The sequence below is a fragment of the Sinomicrobium halophytocola genome (assembly GCF_052983395.1).
The window spans coordinates 24768-46042 of the sequence record NZ_JBRKIT010000023.1 but is presented as its reverse complement, the minus strand read 5'-3'; the positions used below and the strand labels follow the sequence as shown (position 1 = coordinate 46042).

General features: G+C 45.1%; 11 protein-coding genes. All 11 read right to left on the bottom strand.

From position 1 onward, the window contains the following. Window positions 1-8 precede the first annotated feature (8 nt). The 11 genes from ACVBDY_RS07520 to ACVBDY_RS07470 all read right to left on the bottom strand — a co-directional run bounded on the left by ACVBDY_RS07520 (window position 9) and on the right by ACVBDY_RS07470 (window position 21246). Window positions 9-3410, bottom strand: a complete 3402-nt coding sequence (locus ACVBDY_RS07520) for a PA14 domain-containing protein (RefSeq protein ID WP_447174852.1) — start codon at window positions 3408-3410, stop codon at window positions 9-11. A gap of 122 nt (window positions 3411-3532) precedes the next feature. Beyond that, window positions 3533-5980 (bottom strand): glutaminase family protein, encoded by a 2448-nt coding sequence (locus tag ACVBDY_RS07515; protein ID WP_447174851.1) that lies wholly within the window; start codon window positions 5978-5980, stop codon window positions 3533-3535. Between the two features lie 33 nt (window positions 5981-6013). Next, complete coding sequence (locus tag ACVBDY_RS07510) at window positions 6014-7183, bottom strand: aldose epimerase family protein (RefSeq protein ID WP_447174850.1); 1170 nt, start codon at window positions 7181-7183, stop codon at window positions 6014-6016. A 160-nt stretch (window positions 7184-7343) separates the two neighbouring features. Then, the gene (locus ACVBDY_RS07505) at window positions 7344-8408 is read right to left on the bottom strand and encodes a cellulase family glycosylhydrolase (protein ID WP_447174849.1); all 1065 of its coding nucleotides are present in this window, start codon (window positions 8406-8408) and stop codon (window positions 7344-7346) included. A gap of 89 nt (window positions 8409-8497) precedes the next feature. After that, window positions 8498-9199 carry a DUF3823 domain-containing protein gene (locus tag ACVBDY_RS07500; protein WP_447174848.1) on the bottom strand — a complete coding sequence of 234 codons (702 nt, stop codon included), beginning with the start codon at window positions 9197-9199 and terminating at the stop codon, window positions 8498-8500. Window positions 9200-9209: 10 nt separating this feature from the next. Beyond that, window positions 9210-11090, bottom strand: coding sequence for a RagB/SusD family nutrient uptake outer membrane protein (locus ACVBDY_RS07495; protein WP_447174847.1), 1881 nt, complete (start codon window positions 11088-11090; stop codon window positions 9210-9212). A 16-nt stretch (window positions 11091-11106) separates the two neighbouring features. Then, window positions 11107-14547, bottom strand: a complete 3441-nt coding sequence (locus ACVBDY_RS07490; RefSeq protein WP_447174846.1) for a SusC/RagA family TonB-linked outer membrane protein — start codon at window positions 14545-14547, stop codon at window positions 11107-11109. A gap of 141 nt (window positions 14548-14688) precedes the next feature. Beyond that, window positions 14689-15729: a FecR family protein gene (locus ACVBDY_RS07485; protein WP_447174845.1), complete on the bottom strand. Its 1041-nt coding sequence runs from the start codon at window positions 15727-15729 to the stop codon at window positions 14689-14691. A gap of 147 nt (window positions 15730-15876) precedes the next feature. Then, window positions 15877-18000 (bottom strand): beta-L-arabinofuranosidase domain-containing protein, encoded by a 2124-nt coding sequence (locus ACVBDY_RS07480; RefSeq protein WP_447174844.1) that lies wholly within the window; start codon window positions 17998-18000, stop codon window positions 15877-15879. Between the two features lie 309 nt (window positions 18001-18309). Beyond that, window positions 18310-18915, bottom strand: a complete 606-nt coding sequence (locus tag ACVBDY_RS07475) for an RNA polymerase sigma factor (protein WP_447174843.1) — start codon at window positions 18913-18915, stop codon at window positions 18310-18312. A gap of 135 nt (window positions 18916-19050) precedes the next feature. Further along, window positions 19051-21246 (bottom strand): GH92 family glycosyl hydrolase, encoded by a 2196-nt coding sequence (locus ACVBDY_RS07470; protein WP_447174842.1) that lies wholly within the window; start codon window positions 21244-21246, stop codon window positions 19051-19053. Window positions 21247-21275 lie beyond the last annotated feature (29 nt).

The following is a 21275-nucleotide window of genomic DNA, read 5'->3' as shown; positions in this document are numbered from 1 at the left end:
CAGGTCCCTTAATCTTTAATAAAGTGTTTTGTTTTTTCTTCTCCGTTCACATAAAAACGGATGATATATTGTCCGCTCTTCAATGATGAAACATCCACTGCTTCATCCGATCTTACGGTAATAACGGGCAGGACCTTGCGACCGGACATGTTATAAATAGCTACTTCGGTCTTTTCGGAATCAAATTGCAGACGCAGGTCTCCCGAAGAAGGATTGGGATAAAGTATAGTCGCATCTTCCTTTTCTTCGGTCTTTCCTATTTGAACAAGGACGGTCTGCCCTGCAGCATACAGCTGGTTTCTGGGTATGATCTCTTTGGGTTGGGAATCACTGGACCACCGAAGCCTGCAATTGGCCCCGCCGTAATTTTCAAAATATTCCAATCGTATGTCGTATTTCTGTCCGGCTTCCAGGGTAATAGTACCGGAGTATTCCACATCCCAGTCATCTATCCAGGCATCGATAATGAGTTCGCCATCTATCCAGAGCCTTCTGCCGTTATCACTGGTGATGTAAAATGTGTATTCCCCGGAATACCTGGGTTCTACTTTTCCGCTCCATCGTATGGAATAGTCGTCTATATCCACACCTGTTCCCGGGGAACCTTCGCCCCAATCAAAATCGATCTTGGGGTCTGTCCTGGAAAAAGCGAAAGTGTCAAACTCCATACCGTTGTAATAATCTCCCGTGAGTCCGTCGCCATTACCCACCGCCGGAGCGGATACAAGTTCCCACTTTGCAGAAGCCTGACCGGTATCGGTATATTGTACTACGCTGGCTTCCGGTGATGTACTTTCATCTTCAGCGGCAACGACTTTGCCGCTGTGTACGGCAATAAATTTATAATTGGTTCCCTCGCGAACGGCAATAAACTGCTGGTTACGGGCTTCATAGTTGGTTCGCTGTGAAATATTGGTGCTGTCGTCCTGCCCGGATTGTTCCACATCAAGGCATTTGGCACTGTGATATGCCGTAATGGTGTATACTCCGTTACCCAGGTGTTTCAGGTTAAAGGTCTGGTTAGCCTGATTATTTTCGTGCCATAGTTGTACATTCACCCCGTCAGAAACTCCTCCGAGCCCTCCCCGGACATCCATAAACAAACTGCTGTTTACGTTTTTGAGAGAATAGGTACCTTCCAATTCCGTATCCCCGTCGGCCATTACCTTGAGGGAACTCACCTTATTTTTCCAGTTGCCGAAGCATCCCCGGTTGGTATTGATCTCTTTGGACGCTCCTCCGAAATTATCTTCTTCGTACAGTACCACTTTATATCCCCGGCCAATTTTCAGTGCTGCGATCTCCTTTTCCCGGAATCCGCGGAGTTCCAGGTCGGCCAGTTTGTATTCTCCTATGGGGAGTTCTGCATGAAAGCCTTTAAAACCACATTTTTCATAAAATGTCACCGGGCCCTCGGAACTATCAGGACGGCTGTAGAGTTGCCCTTTAGGAACAATTTCCCGCATCTGAGAGTCGCTTTTCCATTCCAGGTGGCAGAAAGCATCGTCGCTGTCTTCAGCGTATTCCAGTAAGATATCGTATTTTTTAGCGGCAGCCAGGGTTATCGTACCGCTTCCGGTCTGTGCTCCACTTGAATCATAGGCATCAATAAGTACCTCTCCGTTTACGGTAAGTTTCACGCCATCGTCCGAATGCACATAAAAAGTATATTCTTCGTCATATAACGCCTGTACTTGTCCGGACCACTTTACGGAAAACTGATCGGTTCCCAGGCGCGTTGCATCGGGAGCACCGTTTCCCCAATCAAAATCGACATTAGCATCGGTCTGACTGTACCTGAATTCATTCCGGTTATATCCGTCATAATAATCCGCTTTGAGCCCGTTTCCGGTACCTGCTTCCAATCCGCCAAGATTTTTACGGATGAGCCATACGAACTCGTCCGGTGCCACTACCCGTACGTTGGGTCCCAGGTTCTCGATACATTTCAGTACATCATCCACTCCCCTGGACCAAACGTGAACGGGGATAAGACTGTAACCGTCCTCGGAATAAATATCGGTAGACGCCTGGTTAAGCTGTTCGGCAAGTGGTCCGGGAGACGACAGGGTTCCCCAAAGGGTATACCTTCCGCCTATGGACGGTTTTCCGTTATACCAGTCTATTTCTCCCTGCCTTCCGGTGTAATTGGCCCCGTAGCTGTAATAGAAGAGGGCGTCTATATTATCCTGTTTGAGATAGGCGGACGGGTCATTATCACTATCATCCGCGTCGATGATATTTACGATCCTCAGGTCTGCCTTTTTCATATAGCGATTCAGCAATTCGCTTTCCGCTTCAAGATCGGCATCCGGATATCTTCCCGGCAGGTGGTATCCTCTTCCGGAAGGCCCGGCGATAAGTACATTCCGGCCTTCGGATGTGGTAAGGCAGTTATCCACATATTTTTCATAGACCACGGGGGCAAGTTCCGCAAGTGCGGGAGAAATCGTCCACCCGAGGTTAACGCGGGCACGATTAGGATTGTTCCAGCTGGTGGGGCTATCGTGTGAACCGAGAAGCCACTGTACGTTATCGCCATCGGAAATGACAAAGCATACCGTGTGAACATCAGGGACGACCTCAAAAGCTTTTACCGGTTCCTTCTGACGGAATGTATCCTTTGTGGGGGGAATATTGGTAAGCGTGGACATATTAGGTCCCCAATCGGAGGGATGTATCACCGCGGAATTCAGAGACAATTGTTCTACCGTCTCATATTCCTGCGGTCCCCAACCGAAATAAGTGGCTCCTTTGTCCATCCGGGTGTATACGCTATTGGCCAGTGTTCCGGAAGGGGAATCGTCCCAGAACTGGAAAGCCCCTGTGAATGCACTGTAATCTCCCAGGTGATATACCCGGTCGTCAGAACTCTGCTGATAGGATGCGATGGTGCGGCTAAAAAGGTCCCCATAATTGGTAAGCGCCCAGGATTCATCCTTGTCCCTTACATCCAGCAGTTTTTCGAGACCTGCATTTATGGCGGTCTGCTCTATATCCGCCGGGATGGCCACGGCATTCATTACACCGGCCAGGGAGATGGCTACATTGGTAGACTTGTCTTTCGGATTACAAAGGATATATCCGTCCAGCCTGTCGGCAAAATGTTCCAGTAGTCCGGGGAAGTCCGTGTAATACGTATCATCTACCGTTATTCCCGTATTCTCCACAAGCCCCCTGTGACCGTAAATATCCCTGAGTATTTCCGGTTTGTCTTTGGCAATCACCCCCATAAGGGTCTGAAGGGCAATGATCTCGGAAGGAGCATAATTCTCAGAAGTAAGGAACAAATGATCCGGAACGGCTGAGAATGGATAAGGACTCCCTTCCACACGGGGCACTGTTTGTGCCGCAGCACATAGCACCGATAAAATCCCGGCCAGAATGCTGTAGGTCAATTTTCTGTTCATGGTGTCATTTTTGTTTGGTTAATTTAGAGTTTGTTTAAACAAGCTCTAACAATTTGAGGGCAAAAAGGATTTATGAGAACCGATAACTGTTTCCCGGCCGGGACTACCTATCGGGTATTATATTATTTCTTCCATTCTTCTTCCAGCAGTTTTATAAAATAGCCTCCTACTACGCTTCTGGCCTGGAACCCGCGGACATCCCCGCTAGATGTAAAATGCCAGTCACTCATAGGCACCCTGTTCTTACTTTCTGTGGCAAAAGCGTACACAGGATCTGCGAGTTTCATAAATTCGGACTTCGAATCGGTCAGAGCTGCCGTCCACAATATCCAGTCCGATTTGGTGTAGTCGGACCTGCTGTCCAGGGGCAGACCGTACTTGTTCTGGTTCTTCAGGTAAAAGGCTATTTCTTTCTGATAGACTTCTTTCGGGAACAAATCAAGGTCCAGCACTTTATCCCAGACGAGATTGTATTTCTGGCTCCAGGTGTTACTGTCGTCGAAAGTAAGCGCATAATGATCTCCCGCATCGGCGAGTTCCTGCCATTTTCCGGTCATTTCTTTGGCCATTTCCGTATATTTTTCAGCTACATCCTTATATCCCAATTGATCGGCAAGATACCCGTAACACCCGAGGGCTACTATCGCTTTTACGGACAGGTTGGCGTTTCTCGCCAGGTGCCCGGCAAAATCGTCGGTACACAACTGGTTCCCGGGATCAAAGCCTTTATCTGCCAGATAATTGGCCCAGGCGGTCAGGGTTTCCCAGTGCTTTTTGGCGTAATCGGCATTCCCTTCCGCTCTTGCTATGGCAGCCGTAAGAATAATCATATTCCCGGACTCTTCCACGGGCATGGGTTCTCCGTATACCACCCCGTTGGCTTTGGGATATGTACCTATATCATGGGCGGGGAAAGGTTCTTTATACCTTCCGCTTTCGGAATAGTAAAAGATCCCGGTAAGCATACCTTCCATAAGTTCAGGATTGTACAGGAGATATAACGGTGCGGACGGGTAAGTTACATCTACAGTATTGATACAACCGTTACTGAAATTCTCTTTGGAAAGGAACAATACCTCACCGTCAGGGCTTTCCACCAGCTTATGAGCAGCAATACTCTGCCGGTAACCGATCTCGCATATCTTAGCGTATTTCTCACCCCCTGCCGCCACGGCTTTCTGACGCAGGTCGCTGTCAAATACATTACATTTTTCCATGACGTCGTGGTATTGGGTGTATGCTCTTTCCAATTCGTTCTGAATGGTATTTTTCCCGTCTTTATTCCACCACGGGCGCAGGTTTTGCCCGAAATACTGAATAGAATAAATATCGTCATAGCCAAGCAAGATCAGGTATTCCTTTTCGGAACGGATTTCTTCTTCAGGGAAAACGGTGTTCAGCATCAGTTGTTTTCCTTCTTTTACTTCCCCGGAAGCCGTATTGCCGGATATGAAGTTTTTCGTAGCTTCCGTAGCAGGGGAAACATACTGTGTTGTTTTTGCGGCACCCGGGGCGGCAACATACATATAGCCCCAGTCAATACGCAGGTTATCTCCTTTTTTTTCCAGAACAGGTTGCTCTGTGGTACCTGCTTTCAGGTATGACAGGTTCTCCGTGGCCGATTTTTCCGTAGTCATCAACTGACCGGGTACATTGGATGCTACTGCGGAAGAAGCTCCGAAATATACCTGCACTTTATGAGCCTTGCCATCTTTAGGCGTAGTTTTTACGGAAATATAGGATACCGGTCGGGCAAAAAGGGTGAGATCGTCCATAAGCAAGGGAGATGTAAACGTAAGGTCTACGTCTACCGGGCCGCATTCCAAAGTATATGTGGTTTGTGTTGCAGAAAGATTCAGATTTTTTTGCCTGGCTGCAATGGCTTTGTCTTTCGGAACTATTTTTTCCACGATACCTGCATCCAACCATTGTCCGCCTGCTGTATTCCGTATGTGAATAGCCAGCACATTTCCTTTTTTCTTTAGTTTTTTTCGGACCTTTTCCGGGATGTCATAGTATTTGAATTCGTTATTCCAGCATTCGCAATCGTATACCGGCTCTCCGTTGATGTATACCTCTACGTTGTCATCATGGCGGAGTTTTAACAATACTTCTCCCGAAGGAACTTCTGCCAGGTCGAATATACGCCTGTACCAGAGATCTTCGCTTTTCCACGAAGTCCCGGCCTGATCGTTATCCCCGAAAGGGGCAGATGATACAGACCAGTCCGAATCGTTATAGCCGGGTCGTTCCCAGCCTTGTCCGGGGTTTTTCTCCGTACTTTTTACTTTATAGGCTTCACTGTCCGAAGCGGGAAGTATATCTTTATAATTTACACCTTCTTTTCCCAGGAAACGGTATGTTTCCCCGTCTACTTTTACGAGTCCCAGCAGGGATTGATCAGTGCCTGTCCAGTGTGTGGTGGGCGTGGAATTTACCTCGTCGGTAAAAGACCAGATACTAAAATAGGGGTCGTGTGTTATAAGGGGATATGCAGGTGCCTGCCTTTGCTGGGCATAACCGGCCATGAAAAACAAGATGGTAAACAGGATCTGAATTAATTTTTTCATCACGGTGATTTTAGATGGAGTTATCTGGTTATTCTAATTATCGGTTGTTGAAAAACTATATATGGAAACGGTATGGTATTCTTCGTCGGGATTTAATATTATCGACGGAAAACCCGGTTGGTTCGGGGCATCGGGGAAATGCTGGGTTTCCAGGGCGAATGCCGTACGAAAGTCGTCTTTGGCTCCGCTTTTGAAAGTATTCTTTCCCTGCATGAAGTTACCGCTGTAAAACTGTATCCCGGGCTCTTCCGTATAGACATTCATGGTAATACCCGTTTTGTCCCCTATGATCGTAGCGGCATGATTCATCCCTTTTGCTTTAGTATCGTTCAATACAAAATTGTGGTCATAACCGTCCCCGTTCTTTAATTGCTCATTTTCTTCTCCGATACGCTCTCCAATAGTGTGAAATTCTGAAAAGTCGAAAGGGGTCCCGTTTACGTTCTTTAGCTCTCCTGTAGGGATAAGGCCTTCATCTACGGGGGTAAATGCATCCGCATAAAATTTTACCCGGTGTTCCAGAATAGTGCCATTCCCCTCTCCATTGAGATTAAAAAAAGCATGATTCGTAAGATTAACAGGAGTGGACTTATCGGTTGCCGCTTCATATTCCATTTTCAGACTATTATCTGCCGTAACGGAGTAAGTAACTTTCACGTCAAGATTCCCGGGGAAGCCTTCTTCCATATCGGGAGAAGTGTAATGCAGTACCAGGGTCTTGTCATCCGGTTGTTCTGCTTTCCAGACTACATCCTGGAACCCCTTGTTACCGCCGTGTAACGAATTTTCTCCGTTATTTACGGGAATAGTGTACTCTTTACCTTCCAGTGTGAATTTTCCTTTGGCGATACGGTTCCCTACCCGGCCTATTGTTGCGCCAAAATAGGGTTCCGTGGAATTGATAAAATCACCCACATCGTCAAAGCCTGTCACTACATCGGTCATTTTCCCGTTTTTATCCGGTACCCACAACCCCACCAAACGTCCCCCATAATTGGTAAAGGCGGCTTTTATCTTATTGTTCTTTATCCAGTACAGACCTACCTGCTTACCATCCAGGACCGTATCGAAGGCTTTTTCCTGTAATTCAGCGCGATCCGTATTTTCTGTTTTTTTCTCGGCGGTTTCTTTTTTGTTGGTTTGCTTGCAGGCTGTTAAAGTTATAGCAAGGGCTAAGATGATATATAGATTGATTTTCTTCATGATTTTTTATGCTGGTTGTATGGTTTTTTCTTTGGTTGGGAGACAATATTGGGTTTTGTCTCCTTCGGATCTTCCTTTTTTTCCTTTTTTGTCTGGCAACCTGCACAGATCAATAACAAACAGGAGAAATACGGATAATTTTCGGTACATGAAGATTAACTTACTTTTTGTTATTCAGTTTTTTTATCAGGTCCGCTTCATCCTGCCGATATGGGGTGCCATCCTTTCGGAATACATCGTGAAACCATTCGACGGGTTCTTCTCCGCTTTCTATCGGGGTATTCCAGGCATAAATGGTATTCGTTTTGCCGTTGACCAGCCCCCAGTTTATCGCACCTATGTTTTCCTCTTTCAGCATGGGCATAATATTGGCAAACCTGCTGTTCCTGGTGCGGGCCATATACTCGGTACAGATCATCGGGCGTCCGTGGCTTTTCAGCAATTCCAGGACCCTCCGGTGATCTTCGGGATCGCCGTAATTGTGATAGGTAATAATGTCGGAATGCAATGCCTGAAAAGCACCGAGGTCCGTTAGACCCCACGACCATAAACCTGCCGATACAGGTTGGGAAGGATTAACTTCACGTGCCCATTTAAACACATTTTTGAGTAACGGCAACGATTCGTTTCCTTTCCCCTCATTTCCCGGTTCGTTGTAGAGGTCCCACAACAGGATACGTTTATCATCCTTAAAGGTATTAATAATATCCTTGACGTATTTTTCCAGTTCCGGAAAATTCTTTTCTTCTCCGGAAGCGGGATCACCGGGATCCTGTACCCAACCGGAGTTATGAGTACCTGTTTTTGGTTCGGGCTGTTTGCCGATCTTCGGGGTTTTGTCCCACACATCATCAAAAATGACAAACATAGTCTTTATACCGTGTTTATCGGAAATATCCAGGTACCGGTTTACCCGCTTTTTAAAACCTTCGGGATCGGCCTTATAGGCCAGGCTATGCAGATAGACCCGCATAACATTCATCCCTATGCTTTCGGCATATCCCAGTTCACGGTCTATGACTTCGGGACTGAAAGTATCTTCCTGCCACATTTCGAGCTGGTTTATAGCGTTGCTCGGGACAAAATTTGCTCCGTTGATCCAGGCGTGTTGTTTATACCACGCTTCGGCCTTCTCTATGGACCATCGTTCTCCCTTTTGCTGTGCCACAGCACTGCATATCATACTTAGGAATAGTAATAGTGTTAACGGATATATTTTCTTCATGCTTAAAATATTTATTATAAAATTGATCTTGCTATTTTACATACGGAGTGCTGTTTCATTCAGAAATTGTTTAAATTTTAAGGTATTCATCAGAATTCCAACTTTTCCACCGGTGAAAAGATAAGGCTTTCTACTCCACTGATCTTTACCCCGATACGTGCAAATACATAATTCCTGGTATTGTCATCGGGAATTTCTGCCGAAACTTCAATGTCATTAAGGTCTCCCATATCGGCATTGGCGTTTGTATAATTTTCCAGATCATTATCCGAAACAAAAGCCGTATTATTGAGATAGAGTGTTACGCGCTCCACTTCCCTGGCCTCCTCTCCGGTTATAATCTGTCTTATGCTACACCTGGCATTAACCGTATTGCCGGAAAGGGAAAACTCCGTATTTTCTACCATAAAATAAGGCTTTACATCCACATCGAGCGTTTTTTCTCCATTCAGGGTAAAAAAGATAGTATCCCGCTGTTCTTCATTTATGATTTCCGTCTGAAAAGGGCCTGCATTATTAACAAAAACCAGTTTATATTCCCCGTGGAATGTCTTTATACTGAAGGAACCATCCTGGTTTAACGGGACATCAATTGGTGCCGGGTCCCCATATCCCGGCTGCCATAACTGAAAATTCACCTCGCCGTGCCTTACCTGTACCGGTTCTCCTTCATAGACCACCCGCCCGCTGAAAAAGGTATCCGGTTCGTCAAAATTATCGACACCGCAGGAAGTGAATATCCCGCATACACAGAGACATATCCAATAATATTTAAATTTTAGTGTTTTCATCTTTGCCGTTTTAGTGGTTAGGGTTTTTTACAATCTTAGGGTTGTTGTTCAACACATCCTGGGCGATCTCGGAATAGTAATTTCCAAACCGGAAGCGATCGGAAGCGGTTACACGGCTTGGTCTGACAATCTTGTAGATATACTTTTCATGATCTGCATTTCCGGGATTGTACACTTTATAAGGCCATATTCCATAGGGTTGTGTCTGCCGTTTGGTAGCGCTTCCTATATTTTGTGTGATCCCAGATTCCGTAATCTCCGAACCGTCCATTACCAGATGAGCGATCCTCCAGCGCTTGAGATCAAAGAAATACAATCCTTCAAATGCCAGTTCCACATAACGTTCGTGAGCAATTCTGTCAAAAGTCACATCGCCAGGGGCAAGCGGTACGGTAATACCAGCTCTTTCCCGGACCCTGTTCATATAATCTGCGGCCACATCGGTTTGTCCGAGTTCAAAAGCAGCTTCGGCAGCATTTAACAGCACTTCTCCGAAGCGGTAACGGATAAACCACACATCGCTCATTACCCCACGTTGCCCCGAACCATCCTTGGGGTCCTGGTATTTCCGGATATAGAAACCGGATTGGGCCACATGTTCCAGGCCATCAATAGGCCCGTCAAAACCTACGACCTGCATGGGAGTACCGTCCACGTCCTTGCTTTGTCCACGGGAATCCCCACTGATTACGGAACCGTCGGGCATTTGTATTCCGGCAAAAATATCCACTTCCCTGCCCTTAAAGGATGAACCGGGGACTATTACGGTACCTTGCAGGCGCGCATCCCGGTTTTCGAAGATATCCCCTATATTATCGTAGGCGATATATGCTCCGGAGGCATCTTTATTGGGCAACGGTGCTAATTCTCCTTCCAGGGTTTCAAAAGATTGTACGAAATTCAATGAAGGATTTATACGTCCTCCCTCTTCTTCCTCGGCACCAAACCTGGGTTGATTAGATATTGTAAACCCGTGTCTCTTACCGGTCTGTAACTGGTAATCTTCTACAAAAATAGCTTCCGGGTTGCTGGCCTTGTCATAGAAAATACTGGCAAAATTATCTGCCAGATCGGGTTTCTTCTGATACAATGCATAAGCTCCCGCTTCTCCGTCAATTATTCTCTGTGCCGCCTGTAATGCGGCAGTATAATAACCATTCGCCCGGTCTGCCGGAATACCCACTTCTCCACCCGAAAGCGATACCTGAGGAGTTGTAGTCCCGTATTTGGCTATGGAACCGGCATACAATGCCGCCCTGCATTGCATGGCAAGGGCTGCCCCTTTGCTAGCCCTTGATTTGGAATTTACGTCATTGGGAAGCAATTCCATGATCTCTTCCGCCTCGGCAATAACAAAATCATATATGGCAGCTTCCGTTTCCCTGGGATGTTGCAGATATGTAGGATCTCCGCTATAGTCATATTCCATCGGTTCCAGTATAAGCGGAACACCCCCCATGCGTTTCACCATGGTAAAGTAATATGAAGCCCTTAAAAACCTGGCTTCTGCAATAAAACGGGTTTTATCTTCTTCTTCCAGACCTTCCGAATCCGTAACCCCCTGTATAAAAATATTGATATCGCGGATATAACCGTAATCCCATGTACGCCAGTCGCCATATCCCCAGCTATTGTTCTGAAATGCCCCGTAGCTGCCATTGTCTGACCAGAAAGCCAGATTAAAGCTGGAAAGAGACTGCCAGGACTCTACAGTTCCGAAGTCATAATACCTGTTATAGAGATCGGCTACAATGGAAAGGGTAAGTTCCGGACTGTTATAGGCTTTATCCGTAGGGATGATCTGCGTGGGTTCGCGGTTCAGGAAATCGTCGTCATTACAACTGCCCAACCATAAGGTTAATATTATCAGGGTATATATATATCTTTTCATCTTGTTGCTTTTTGTGTTATAATGAAATATTTACACCTAAGTTTACAAACTTATTCGGAGGGTATTGCAACCCGTTGGTATCCGCTATTTCCGGATCCACCCCGAATTTGGACAGGTTATCTATGGAAAACAGGTTATACCCGTTTATATAGAACCTCATTTTCTGAACACCGAATTTGTCCAGGAGAGCTTTAGGGAGCGTATACCCGAGTTCAAGCGTTCTCGCTCTTATGTAGGTTACATTATGCAGCCAGAATGTGGAATTCCTGTAGCTGCTGTGCCCACCGTGATTATAGCGAAGCGGCGGGTATTTCCCGGATATCCATTCGCTCTCCGTGTCGAAAGGATCGGCACGGTGCCAGCGATCAAGTTGTATACTGTTTAATGCCCCTTCGTTCTGAAAGGGTACCCTGATTTCGTGTTCCTGGTTCCAGGAATACCCGGAAGCCCCTGAGAAATCTGCGGTAAGGTCAAAGCCTTTGTACCCCATCCGAAGGCTGAACCCGAAATTGACATTAGGATTAAACGAGGTGTATCCGATAGGTCTCTCGTCATTACCATTAATATATCCGTCACCGTTAAAATCCTTATACATAATATCGCCCGGCAACAAAGTGGAATTTCCCTGTCCGTCTATATTTACCGGGTAGTTGTCGATTTCTTCCTGGTTTTGAAACTGTCCTATGGCGGTAAGCCCCCAGAAAATATTTTCGTATCTGCCTTCCGGACGATTGCGGTACTCCTGAAGGGAATTGGCGTAACGCGGTTTATAGCTATCGAGGAACTTGCTCCTTGAAACCGAAGCATTCCCGCTTACCGTAAATGTGAGTTCTCCGAAATTACCGGAATAGGCAAGCGCTCCTTCTATACCGTAACGGGCATCGCTGTTTACGTTTTCATCCGGGAGTTCGTAACCTACTTCACTGGGGATCAGAATATCGTATTTTCGTCCCCTAAGGCCGGTACGTTTTCTGTAGAAATATTCGAAAGACCCGCTTAACTTACTATCAAAAAGGTAGAAATCCGCTCCAATATTGGTGATCTTACTTTTAAACCAGCTAAAATTCGTAATAGGTATTCCACGGTTGCGCGATCCTACAACCACATTTCCATCGAGGATAACCTGGGACACATTATAATTGTAACCGCTCAGGTAATCATAAGCCCCGAGTCCTGTCACATCCCGGTTATCATCCCCGAGGACTCCATAGGAAGCCCGGAGTTTCAGATCATTTAAAACCGTGTTTTCCCCTAGCAGGTTTTGCATAAACTGTTCATCTGTGATACGCCATCCCCCGGATATTGAGGGAAAGAAACCGGTCCGTTTTCCAGGAGCAAACATCCAGGAAGCATCGCGTCTTCCTGACAGTTCCAGGTAATACCGGTTTTTATAATTATAGCTTATTCTACCGACATAACCTATTCTTGCTTCTTCATTATCACTGTCATTAAACGTATCCATGTCCTTAAAATAGATCAGGGGGAGATCATTGTTGTCCGGTACAGCATGAACCCACTGACGTATATACCTGTCTTCCTTACGTTCTATCACAAAAAAGGATTCTATATTATGATCTCCAAAAGAATTTTTATAATGCAATTGTCCCTGATACAGTTGTCGGATTATTTTTTCATTTTCGCGTTCCCTGAATGGATTGGTACTTCCTCCAGTTACTTCATAAGTATCGGTATCCGGATGATATGTATAAGCGTCATAAGTATATTCATGACCATCACGAACCTGATCGGCATAGTAATAAGAATACATGCCCTTCAGCGTTAGTCCATCAATAAAAGGAATGTCGTATTCTCCCGTAAAATTGGTCTGAACCACCCTCCAGGTATCCAGTGCGTATCCTCCTATTTCCTTGTTGTGCAATGCCCAGTTGGTCTCATTATGCCCTATATCATTGAGATAATCGGGGTTATCATTGGCATAAGGACGCTCAAATGGCCGGTTCCGTAGGATAGCAAAACGCGGTAACCAGTAATCATCTTCGTAGGGAATACCAGGATTGTCCCGAACTTCTATCCGACCATTGATCTGTACCCCTACCCTCAAACGATCGGAAATATTCGCATCTACATTACTCTGGATATTGGTCCGTTCAAAAATAAATTCATCACCCAAAACGGCCTCCTGTTTTAGACGGGTTGCCGAAAGGTAATAATTGATCTTTTCCGACCCCCCGGAAGCATTGATATTGATACTGGTAAGCGGAGCATTTTTCTTGATAATAAAATCTTTCCAGTTAAACGACTGGTAGCCATACTCCGTACCTACCCGGTATTTTTCCAGCTCTTCCGGGGTAATGTTCGTCTGCCCGAACTGGTTGACATCAGCTTCAGCTTTCATCAGCATCCATTGGTAAGAATCGTTTACCGGTTCGGGGAACCTCGACCAGTTCTGCCAACCGGTATACGCATTAATATTTACGGTGTTCCTGGAACCTTTCTTTCCTCTTTTGGTGGTGACAACCACTACCCCGTTTGCTGCCCGGACTCCGTAAATGGCCGCAGAAGCATCTTTCAGGACGGTAAGACTTTCAATGTCATTCGGAGCAAGGTTATTAAATTGTCCTTCATCCTGGGGGACACCGTCTATTATAAATAACGGGGTGCCCATATTACGGATCTGTACGGCGGCACTTGCCCCCGGCCGGCCATCGGCCATCCGAAAGGTGACTCCCGGAATCTTTCCGGCAAGACCGGAACTTACGGTAGCGCCTCCGTGTACATTCTCCATATCTTCACTGGTTATAGTAGCTATCGAGCCCGTGAGCGATTTTTTATCTTGGGCGGAATACCCTGTAATAACCACTTCGTCCAGTTGCTGGGCATCCTCTTGCATAGTTACGTCGATCCGCGTTTTACCGGACACTGCTACTTCCTGTGAAATAAACCCAACATACGAAAAGGTAATGATATCATCTTCGGTAACGCTGAGTTCGTAATTACCATCAAAATCTGTTGAGGTTCCTTTGGGCTTGCCCTTTACCAATATATTCACTCCCGGCAATGGTGTTCCTTTATCGTCAATCACAGTCCCTTCCACTGTTTTTTCCTGTGGTTTTTCTTCTGTTTTTTTTACCGGAGGTGGTATCCTTATTTTTTTTACGGCTATGGTATTACTTTTTTGTAAAAAAGATACATGAGCTTCCCTGGAGACCATTTTCAGAATTCGGGCAACACTCTGATTCCGTGCGTTCAGGGTTATTTTTTTATGGGTATCATAGATAATTCCTTCTTCATAGAAGAAAACAAAGTCAGTCTTGCTTTCTATAGTCTTCAGGATCTGTTCTACTGACACATCCTCCACCACCACATTGATATAGACATCCCGAATATTCTGCGAGGTGGCTTTAGATGCAAAAGCTAATCCGGAAAATGTCCAGATGCTCAGTATAACTGTGTGTAAAGTCATGGTAATACAAGCCTTGGCAAGATTATTTTTCATAATTTTGTGAAGATTAAGTGAAACTTCGGTTTCGTTTGGTTTCCGGCCTTCTATCAATTGCGCTAACAGTGGTAAGGAGGCCGCTTTTTTTGGTTTATATGTGCATTGCTATCCGGTTGGTTTATTCATGTATCGGTGTTTTTATCTCGTACAATTTTTTCCGTTTATAATGATAGAATCTTTTGTTATTTCATAAGAAACTCCCAGGGAATATTTGAAACTGTGCAACACACTGGCCAATCCCTGATTTTTATGATCTCCGGTTATTACACATTTTTTAAGCCCTGGATTTTTAAGTATTACTTTTATGCCATACCAGCGTTCGAGCATTTTTGCCGCCTGGTCCAAAGGTGTCCTGTTAAAGGATAAAATGCCATCTTTCCACATGGCTATACTTGCTATATCCACTTCCCTCGTGATAAAATCCTGGTCATCTCCACGATAAACAGCCTGTTGACTGGGATTGAGCAGTACATGCTGCTTTTCTTTGTTCTCTTTACCGGTTTTTCCTTTACTCACCTCAACCAGCCCGGAGGCTACGGAAACTTCTACTTCTTCTTCGTTTTCATAAGCCTTTACATTAAAAGATGTACCCAAAACCCGGGTGGTAAGCTCTCCTGTTTTCACAAGAAAAGGATGTTTTTTATCTTTCACCACTTCAAAAAAGGCTTCCCCGCGTAGCATCACTTCCCTGGCATTGCCGGAAAAGCGATCGGGAAAAACCAGTTCAGTATTCGAATTAAGTCTCACTACCGTACCGTCAGGCAAGGTAATTGTTGCTTTTTCTCCGGACGATATGTGCTGGGTAACCATGACCGGAGGTGGTAAAGGTTCTTCCTGGTTTTGATAATACCAGATCCCGGAGACGGAAAGCAATAAAACCAGTATTGCCGCAACCTGATAATATCTATATCCCGTTTTCCCGCTTCCGGGCCGATGAATCCTTCTTCTCTTATCCGCTTTTTCCAGCATTTGTTCGAAGTGGGTATCCGATACGATTTCTCTTTCAGGATGATCCTGGTTTTTTTTTAATTCTTCCCAATGTTCATCCATCCATTTTTGCATCCTGCTTTCAGAACCGGATTCCTTTATCCAGTCCATCAACAGATGGTACTCTTCCTCACTTATGGTATTTTCCCGGAATTTTTTAAATAGTATTTCGATTTCCTTCTCCCTGTTCATATTCCTGTTATGGTTTACGGTGGGTACAGTTAACGGTGTCCTGTACTTTTCGCCGTGCTCGCATATACATCACACGTAGCTTCGTGTAAAGTCCCAACTTTAAAATATTTTTTTAACCTTTTTCTGTCACTGTCTTCCGGACAGGTTTTACTCTCGTATATTATAGGTCGGAAATTCTGTTATTCTCAGGGTTGTACATCCGTAGGGTATAAGTACAATATCTTTTATATCCTCTGAATTTTTCCCATTGTGCCAAAAGCCGGGCATAACCGGCACACCGTTTACGTCTTTCCATTCTTCTGCTTTAACTCCTTTAAGGTGCAGTTCCAAGGGTGCGTTTTCCAGGTTCCAGGGATAGTTTTCTTTCCAATTCTTCTCCACAACCTGTATATTTTCTTCGGGATTGTTTATAACAGACTCCAATAAGCCGTAATTCCAGTCTGCCGCAGGATAAAATTCCCGGAACTCCCCGTAACCGTCTTTTCGGTCCTTTCTTTTCTCATGATGCGGTATTTTAAGAGAATACACCAAAGGGCCCCGTTCTACGGCGGTGGAAAACTCATACCACCTGGAAGTTCGTATTTTCATAGGTAATTGCAGTACCACTTCATCTCCGGATTCCCATTTTCTGTCTATCACAGCTATGTGTTCCTTAATATCGGTGTTCACTTTCTCCCCGTTTATCATAATAACGGGATTGTCCGTCCATCCGGGTATGCGCAGATGGAACGGAAAGGAGGCCGACTCAGATAATGTCAGCTTAAAACGGACCGTATCCCGGAAAGGATAATCCGTGGCTTCATGGATTTCCAGGTCCACCTCATCGGCAACTTTGAGTTCTGCCCGGCTGGGGGCGTATTGCAAGGCAGCTACACCACCGTCCTTTGTTCCGTAAAAAAGGTTTTGAACAAACTTGGGCCAGGACTGGTGCATATTGGTTGTACAGCAGGTATAACCCGTTACCGTACCGTATACGAAATCGGTAAAATGGTGGTTATGGGTTTCGAAAGCAGCATCTATACGATCGCTTATCTCTACCTGGTTGGCCGCCTGGAAATACTGCTTGGCCATATAATCGTCCGATGCCTGAGTCGGCAGGGCATTATAGGTGATCTTTTCCAGCAGATCGGCAAATTCCATATCCCCGGTGATCTGTACCATGCTTTCCAGCGAAAACATCATTTCGGAAACGGAACAGAACTCAATACCGCGAACAGGATTGTTTCCGTGTAAGGGCTCGTCTCCCCCGTACATTCCCTGGGGCTGACCGTGAAATTGTTTTATATCCCGGAATGCTTTTTTAACGGCACGAAGATATTTATCGTCGGTTTCTTTCTGATAACGTACTACGGGCTCCTTGATCCCTTGTGCCAGGTTTACGGTATGTATACCTCCTGGTTTGGAAAGGGTGATTTTGCTTATTTCCAGGGAATCAAAAGGGTAACCTTTTGTGCTCCCGAAAGACCACGGATGTCCCGGATCGGCATCTTTGACTTGGTTGAGAAATACTGTTGTCCAGGGAAATGTCTGTTCGTGTATGAGGTCTCCGAGTTCCAGGAGGAATTCGTCGCCGGTTATGTTATACAGCCAATAGACCACCTGCAGATTGTCCCCTCCCCTGCGGTTGCCCCAGAACGAAAGGTAATCCAGAGGTCTTTCCGGAAGTTCTTTTAACTGGTATTTAAAATACCTGGTAAGGGCGGTAATCACCCTCTCGTCTCCGGTAGCTTCGTAATGCTGTTTCAATATTTTAAGCATAATCATTTTGGGCCACCAGTCTCTGCGTGCCCCCCGTTGCAACCCGGGTTCGTGTTCCGGTTCTTTCTCAAAAGGTACCGGGCCGAGATAACCGTCGTCAGTCTGGTTGTTCAGTGTCCACTCGATCCAGGGTTTTGCTTTTTCCTTGAGTGTGTCGTTATCGAGTATATATGCAAGGGGGAGCAGGCCGTCAATCCAGTAGGGACCTCTTTCCCATCCGTCGCCATCGCCCCCGAGCCAGCCGTTCCTTTCACCCACAACTTCCGAATAGATGGAATCCATTTTCCCCGTCATCCCGTTTGCCATCCGGTTCAGTTGTTCTTCGAGCCATCCTTCCGCGCGTATAGCTCCCAGGGGCAATTCCAGGTATGGTTTTGGTTGTAAGGGTTTCCTGTTCTGTAAATAGTTGGCAGAAGCTATCTCGTTTTTCTCCTTCACTTCCGGAGTTCTTTCTTCTTCTTTACACGACAACAATAACAGAACAATGCCGAAACAGGTAATAATATTTTTCATGTCTTTTTTACTATTTTTCAATGGTCGCGACCTTTCCCTAAGTATTGAGGGGAGGAACCTCCATCAGACTGACAGGAAGATTCGACGATTAAAACAATCATGCATGTTTGTGCTTTAAAGATTATTTTAATCATGTCCGTTTCATTATTTGTAATGGTTGATTTGATTTTGAAGGAAAGTTTCCCGGCTGGCGAAAGCTTCTTCCCTGCAAACAACACACATAAGTGGTTGTAAAGTCCCAACACTTTTTCGTTTTTTTTATCCGACAGAAAATATTCTTACCGGAAATAAAAAATAAATCCTTGAAAATCAGAAGAAATAATAAGCAGACAGGAGAAAGAAAAATTTAATAGTATTTTCGAGATGGGGTTGTAATTGCACTTTTATCGTTTCGAATATCTTCCAGAGATGGTTTTTTACGGTTTTCTGGGAAATTCCCATGATATCGGCAATTTCCGCATTGGTTTTCCCTTCTTCTCTCGACATGATATATATGGAACGTTTTTTTTGTGGAAGATGGTTTACAATGTCATCAAGAATATCACGGTACTCCGAAAATATCACTTCCGACTCCGTGTTTTCCTGTAGTTCGGAAATATTTCTCCAGAGCTCATTCCGGATAACCTCCCGTTGTGAAGCATTGCGTAAATAATTCAGGGTAAGATTTTTTGCCATAGTATAAAGCAGGGAACTGAAAGACCCTTTAAGCTTTATTTCTTCTCTCCTTTCCCATATTTTAATAAATACTTCCTGGACAATCTCTTCGGCAATATAGTCGGATTTGGTATAGGAAAAAACAAAACCGTGCAGCCTTTTTTCCATAAGTTCAAATATGGTTTGAAAAGCTGCACGGTTACCTTGGCTAAAACCTTTTAGCAATGTGTCGTCTATTATATGAATTTTGGGGTTTTTCACCGAAACGGAGCTATACTTTTATCCATCGGCATAAACTTAGTGACAATTAGTGTTTTAACAAAATTTTATCTGTTTTTTTCGCAAATTTGATTTTAAAACCTTTTAAAATTCACAAAAACACTACTTAATCATCTACTATTCTCCTGTAAGTATTTCCAGTTTTCCTCCCTCCCCGAACAATTGATGCGGTACAAAAAAGGAATTGCTCTTTTTTCCGTCGATGCGTATTTCCTCCAGTTTCCTTCCCTCCGATATTTTTTGCAGAAAAACAGGTTTATGTCCCTTGAAATTTAAGTCCACGCTATCAAAAACAGGTACAGTTACCAGGTATTCCGGATCTGCAGGAGACAGCGGGTAAAGTCCCATAGCGGCAAATACGTACCAGGACGACATTTCCCCGGCATCGTCCATCCCTACCAGGGCCAGTCCGTCTTCCCCGACTCCGTAATAATTTTCCAGGATATCGTCGATTACCTGTTGTGATTTATATGGCTTATCCGCGAAGTAATAAGCAAACGGGGCTTCGTGATCGGGCTGGTTCCCGTGACAGTATTGCCCCATAAATCCGGAGACATTTCTCGCTATGTGATCGGGATTCCAGGGAACTTCGAAGAGTGAATCCAGCTTGTTTTCAAATTCTTTCTGCCCTCCGTACAGCTCCACAAGCCCTGGCATATCATGCGGCGCATAGAAAGACACCTGCCACGCATTGGCTTCGCGGTACATATATTCGTAATAGGGATACTGCGGGTTAAACGGTTTGATCCACTGCCCGTTTTCCAGTCTTCCACGCATAAAATTTACGGACGGATCGAAGACATTGGTATAGTTTTTCGATCTTTTTATCAGGTCTTTATAATGCACGGAGTCATTCATCACTTTTGCCAGCTGCGCAAGGGCGTAGTCATCATAAGCATATTCCAAGGTTTTGGAAACCCCGGCTTTTCCTTTGCTCTCCACATTCGGATCGTCGATCTGCGGATCGGAGATATATCCTTTTTCTATGTATTCTGTTATGAAAGGCCTTGTACCTCCTTCTTTATAGGCATTGTTCAGCAATAATTCATAAGCCTTTTTCACATCGAAATCCTCTATTCCGCGCAGATAGGAACCGGTGATAAATGCCGCGGCATGATCTCCGTGAAAAAAGGTAGGTATAAATCCTCTTATTTCTCCCCTGTCCGTAAGGGATTTTATAACATCTTCGGTAACATCGGGAGAAACCAGCGCCAGTAATACGAGTTTGTTTCGATACGTGTCCCACAATGAAGGAATGGTGTAGTAACCGAAGTCTTCTTTTCTTTTGTTACCGGCTTCATCCGTAAACTCCCCGTTATTATCACTACGGAGTGCGGGCCACAAAAAAGCGCGGTAAAAAGACGTATAAAAAAGTTCTTTCTGCCTGTCGGTCCCTCCGGCAACACTAATCGATGACAATAGTTTTTCCCATGTTTCCACACCTTCTTTACAGATATCATCGAGGGATTTATTTCCTATCTCTTTTTTGAGATTTTCCGCTGCGTTGTCCGTACTCACAAAAGACAGCCCGATTTTCAATACCACAGGTTGGTTTCCGTCTTTGAGTTGTACCAGGGTATAACCACCACTTTTACCTTCATTCTTTTTTTCGAGATTTTCTATTTCGTCACTTACTATGGCAGAAAAATAGATCTTCTCCTTTCCCATTTGCTGAAACCCTTCCAGCCTATTTTTTCCGATGAGTTGTATTTCCCAGTCCGAAACCTGGTTATTGGCCCTGCCCAGGTCGAGTACCACCTTACGGTCCGTAGTATCCTTATAGGTATATTCGTGAATCCCGCAGCGAAGGGTCGAGCTCAACCGGACTTTTACATTGTAGTCTTTCAGCAGGACTTCGTAATAGGCCGGGGAAGCATCTTCTTCTTTATGATCGAATGAAGAACTGAAGGGATGCCGGGCATTGCCCGAAACAGGGAGTACGGGGATATTACAGAGGTTCCAGTGTCCCTTATTGGTATGGGTAAATCCCAGTATTTCACTATCTTCATATTCATATCCCGCCCCGCTGCCGTATTCGGTAACAGGGCTTAATTGCACCATGGCATTGGGAAGGGAGGAGCCGGGATATACCAGCCCCGCCCAAACCCGCCAGTTTTTCGGAGGGGTATAGCCTATCATCTCCGGGTCGGTAAGCGGCGCCGTGCCTATGAACGGATTAACGTATGATGTAAGCGCGACATCTTCTGCTGTTTTATTTATGGGACCCTTTTTTTCCTTATCTCCTTCTTGGCAGTTAAAACACAAAAGGGACAGGATAAGCAAGGTAATTCCATTCTTCAAAAAAAATTTCATAGTAACGGTTTTGATCGGTTTATGCGTTT

Bases quoted from the DNA above. Each gene is read 5' to 3' on its own strand.
- ACVBDY_RS07520 (WP_447174852.1), bottom strand. From the start codon at position 3,410: ATGAACAGAAAATTGACCTACAGCATTCTGGCCGGGATTTTATCGGTG.
- ACVBDY_RS07515 (WP_447174851.1), bottom strand. From the start codon at position 5,980: ATGAAAAAATTAATTCAGATCCTGTTTACCATCTTGTTTTTCATGGCC.
- ACVBDY_RS07510 (WP_447174850.1), bottom strand. From the start codon at position 7,183: ATGAAGAAAATCAATCTATATATCATCTTAGCCCTTGCTATAACTTTA.
- ACVBDY_RS07505 (WP_447174849.1), bottom strand. From the start codon at position 8,408: ATGAAGAAAATATATCCGTTAACACTATTACTATTCCTAAGTATGATA.
- ACVBDY_RS07500 (WP_447174848.1), bottom strand. From the start codon at position 9,199: ATGAAAACACTAAAATTTAAATATTATTGGATATGTCTCTGTGTATGC.
- ACVBDY_RS07495 (WP_447174847.1), bottom strand. From the start codon at position 11,090: ATGAAAAGATATATATATACCCTGATAATATTAACCTTATGGTTGGGC.
- ACVBDY_RS07490 (WP_447174846.1), bottom strand. From the start codon at position 14,547: ATGAAAAATAATCTTGCCAAGGCTTGTATTACCATGACTTTACACACA.
- ACVBDY_RS07485 (WP_447174845.1), bottom strand. From the start codon at position 15,729: ATGAACAGGGAGAAGGAAATCGAAATACTATTTAAAAAATTCCGGGAA.
- ACVBDY_RS07480 (WP_447174844.1), bottom strand. From the start codon at position 18,000: ATGAAAAATATTATTACCTGTTTCGGCATTGTTCTGTTATTGTTGTCG.
- ACVBDY_RS07470 (WP_447174842.1), bottom strand. From the start codon at position 21,246: ATGAAATTTTTTTTGAAGAATGGAATTACCTTGCTTATCCTGTCCCTT.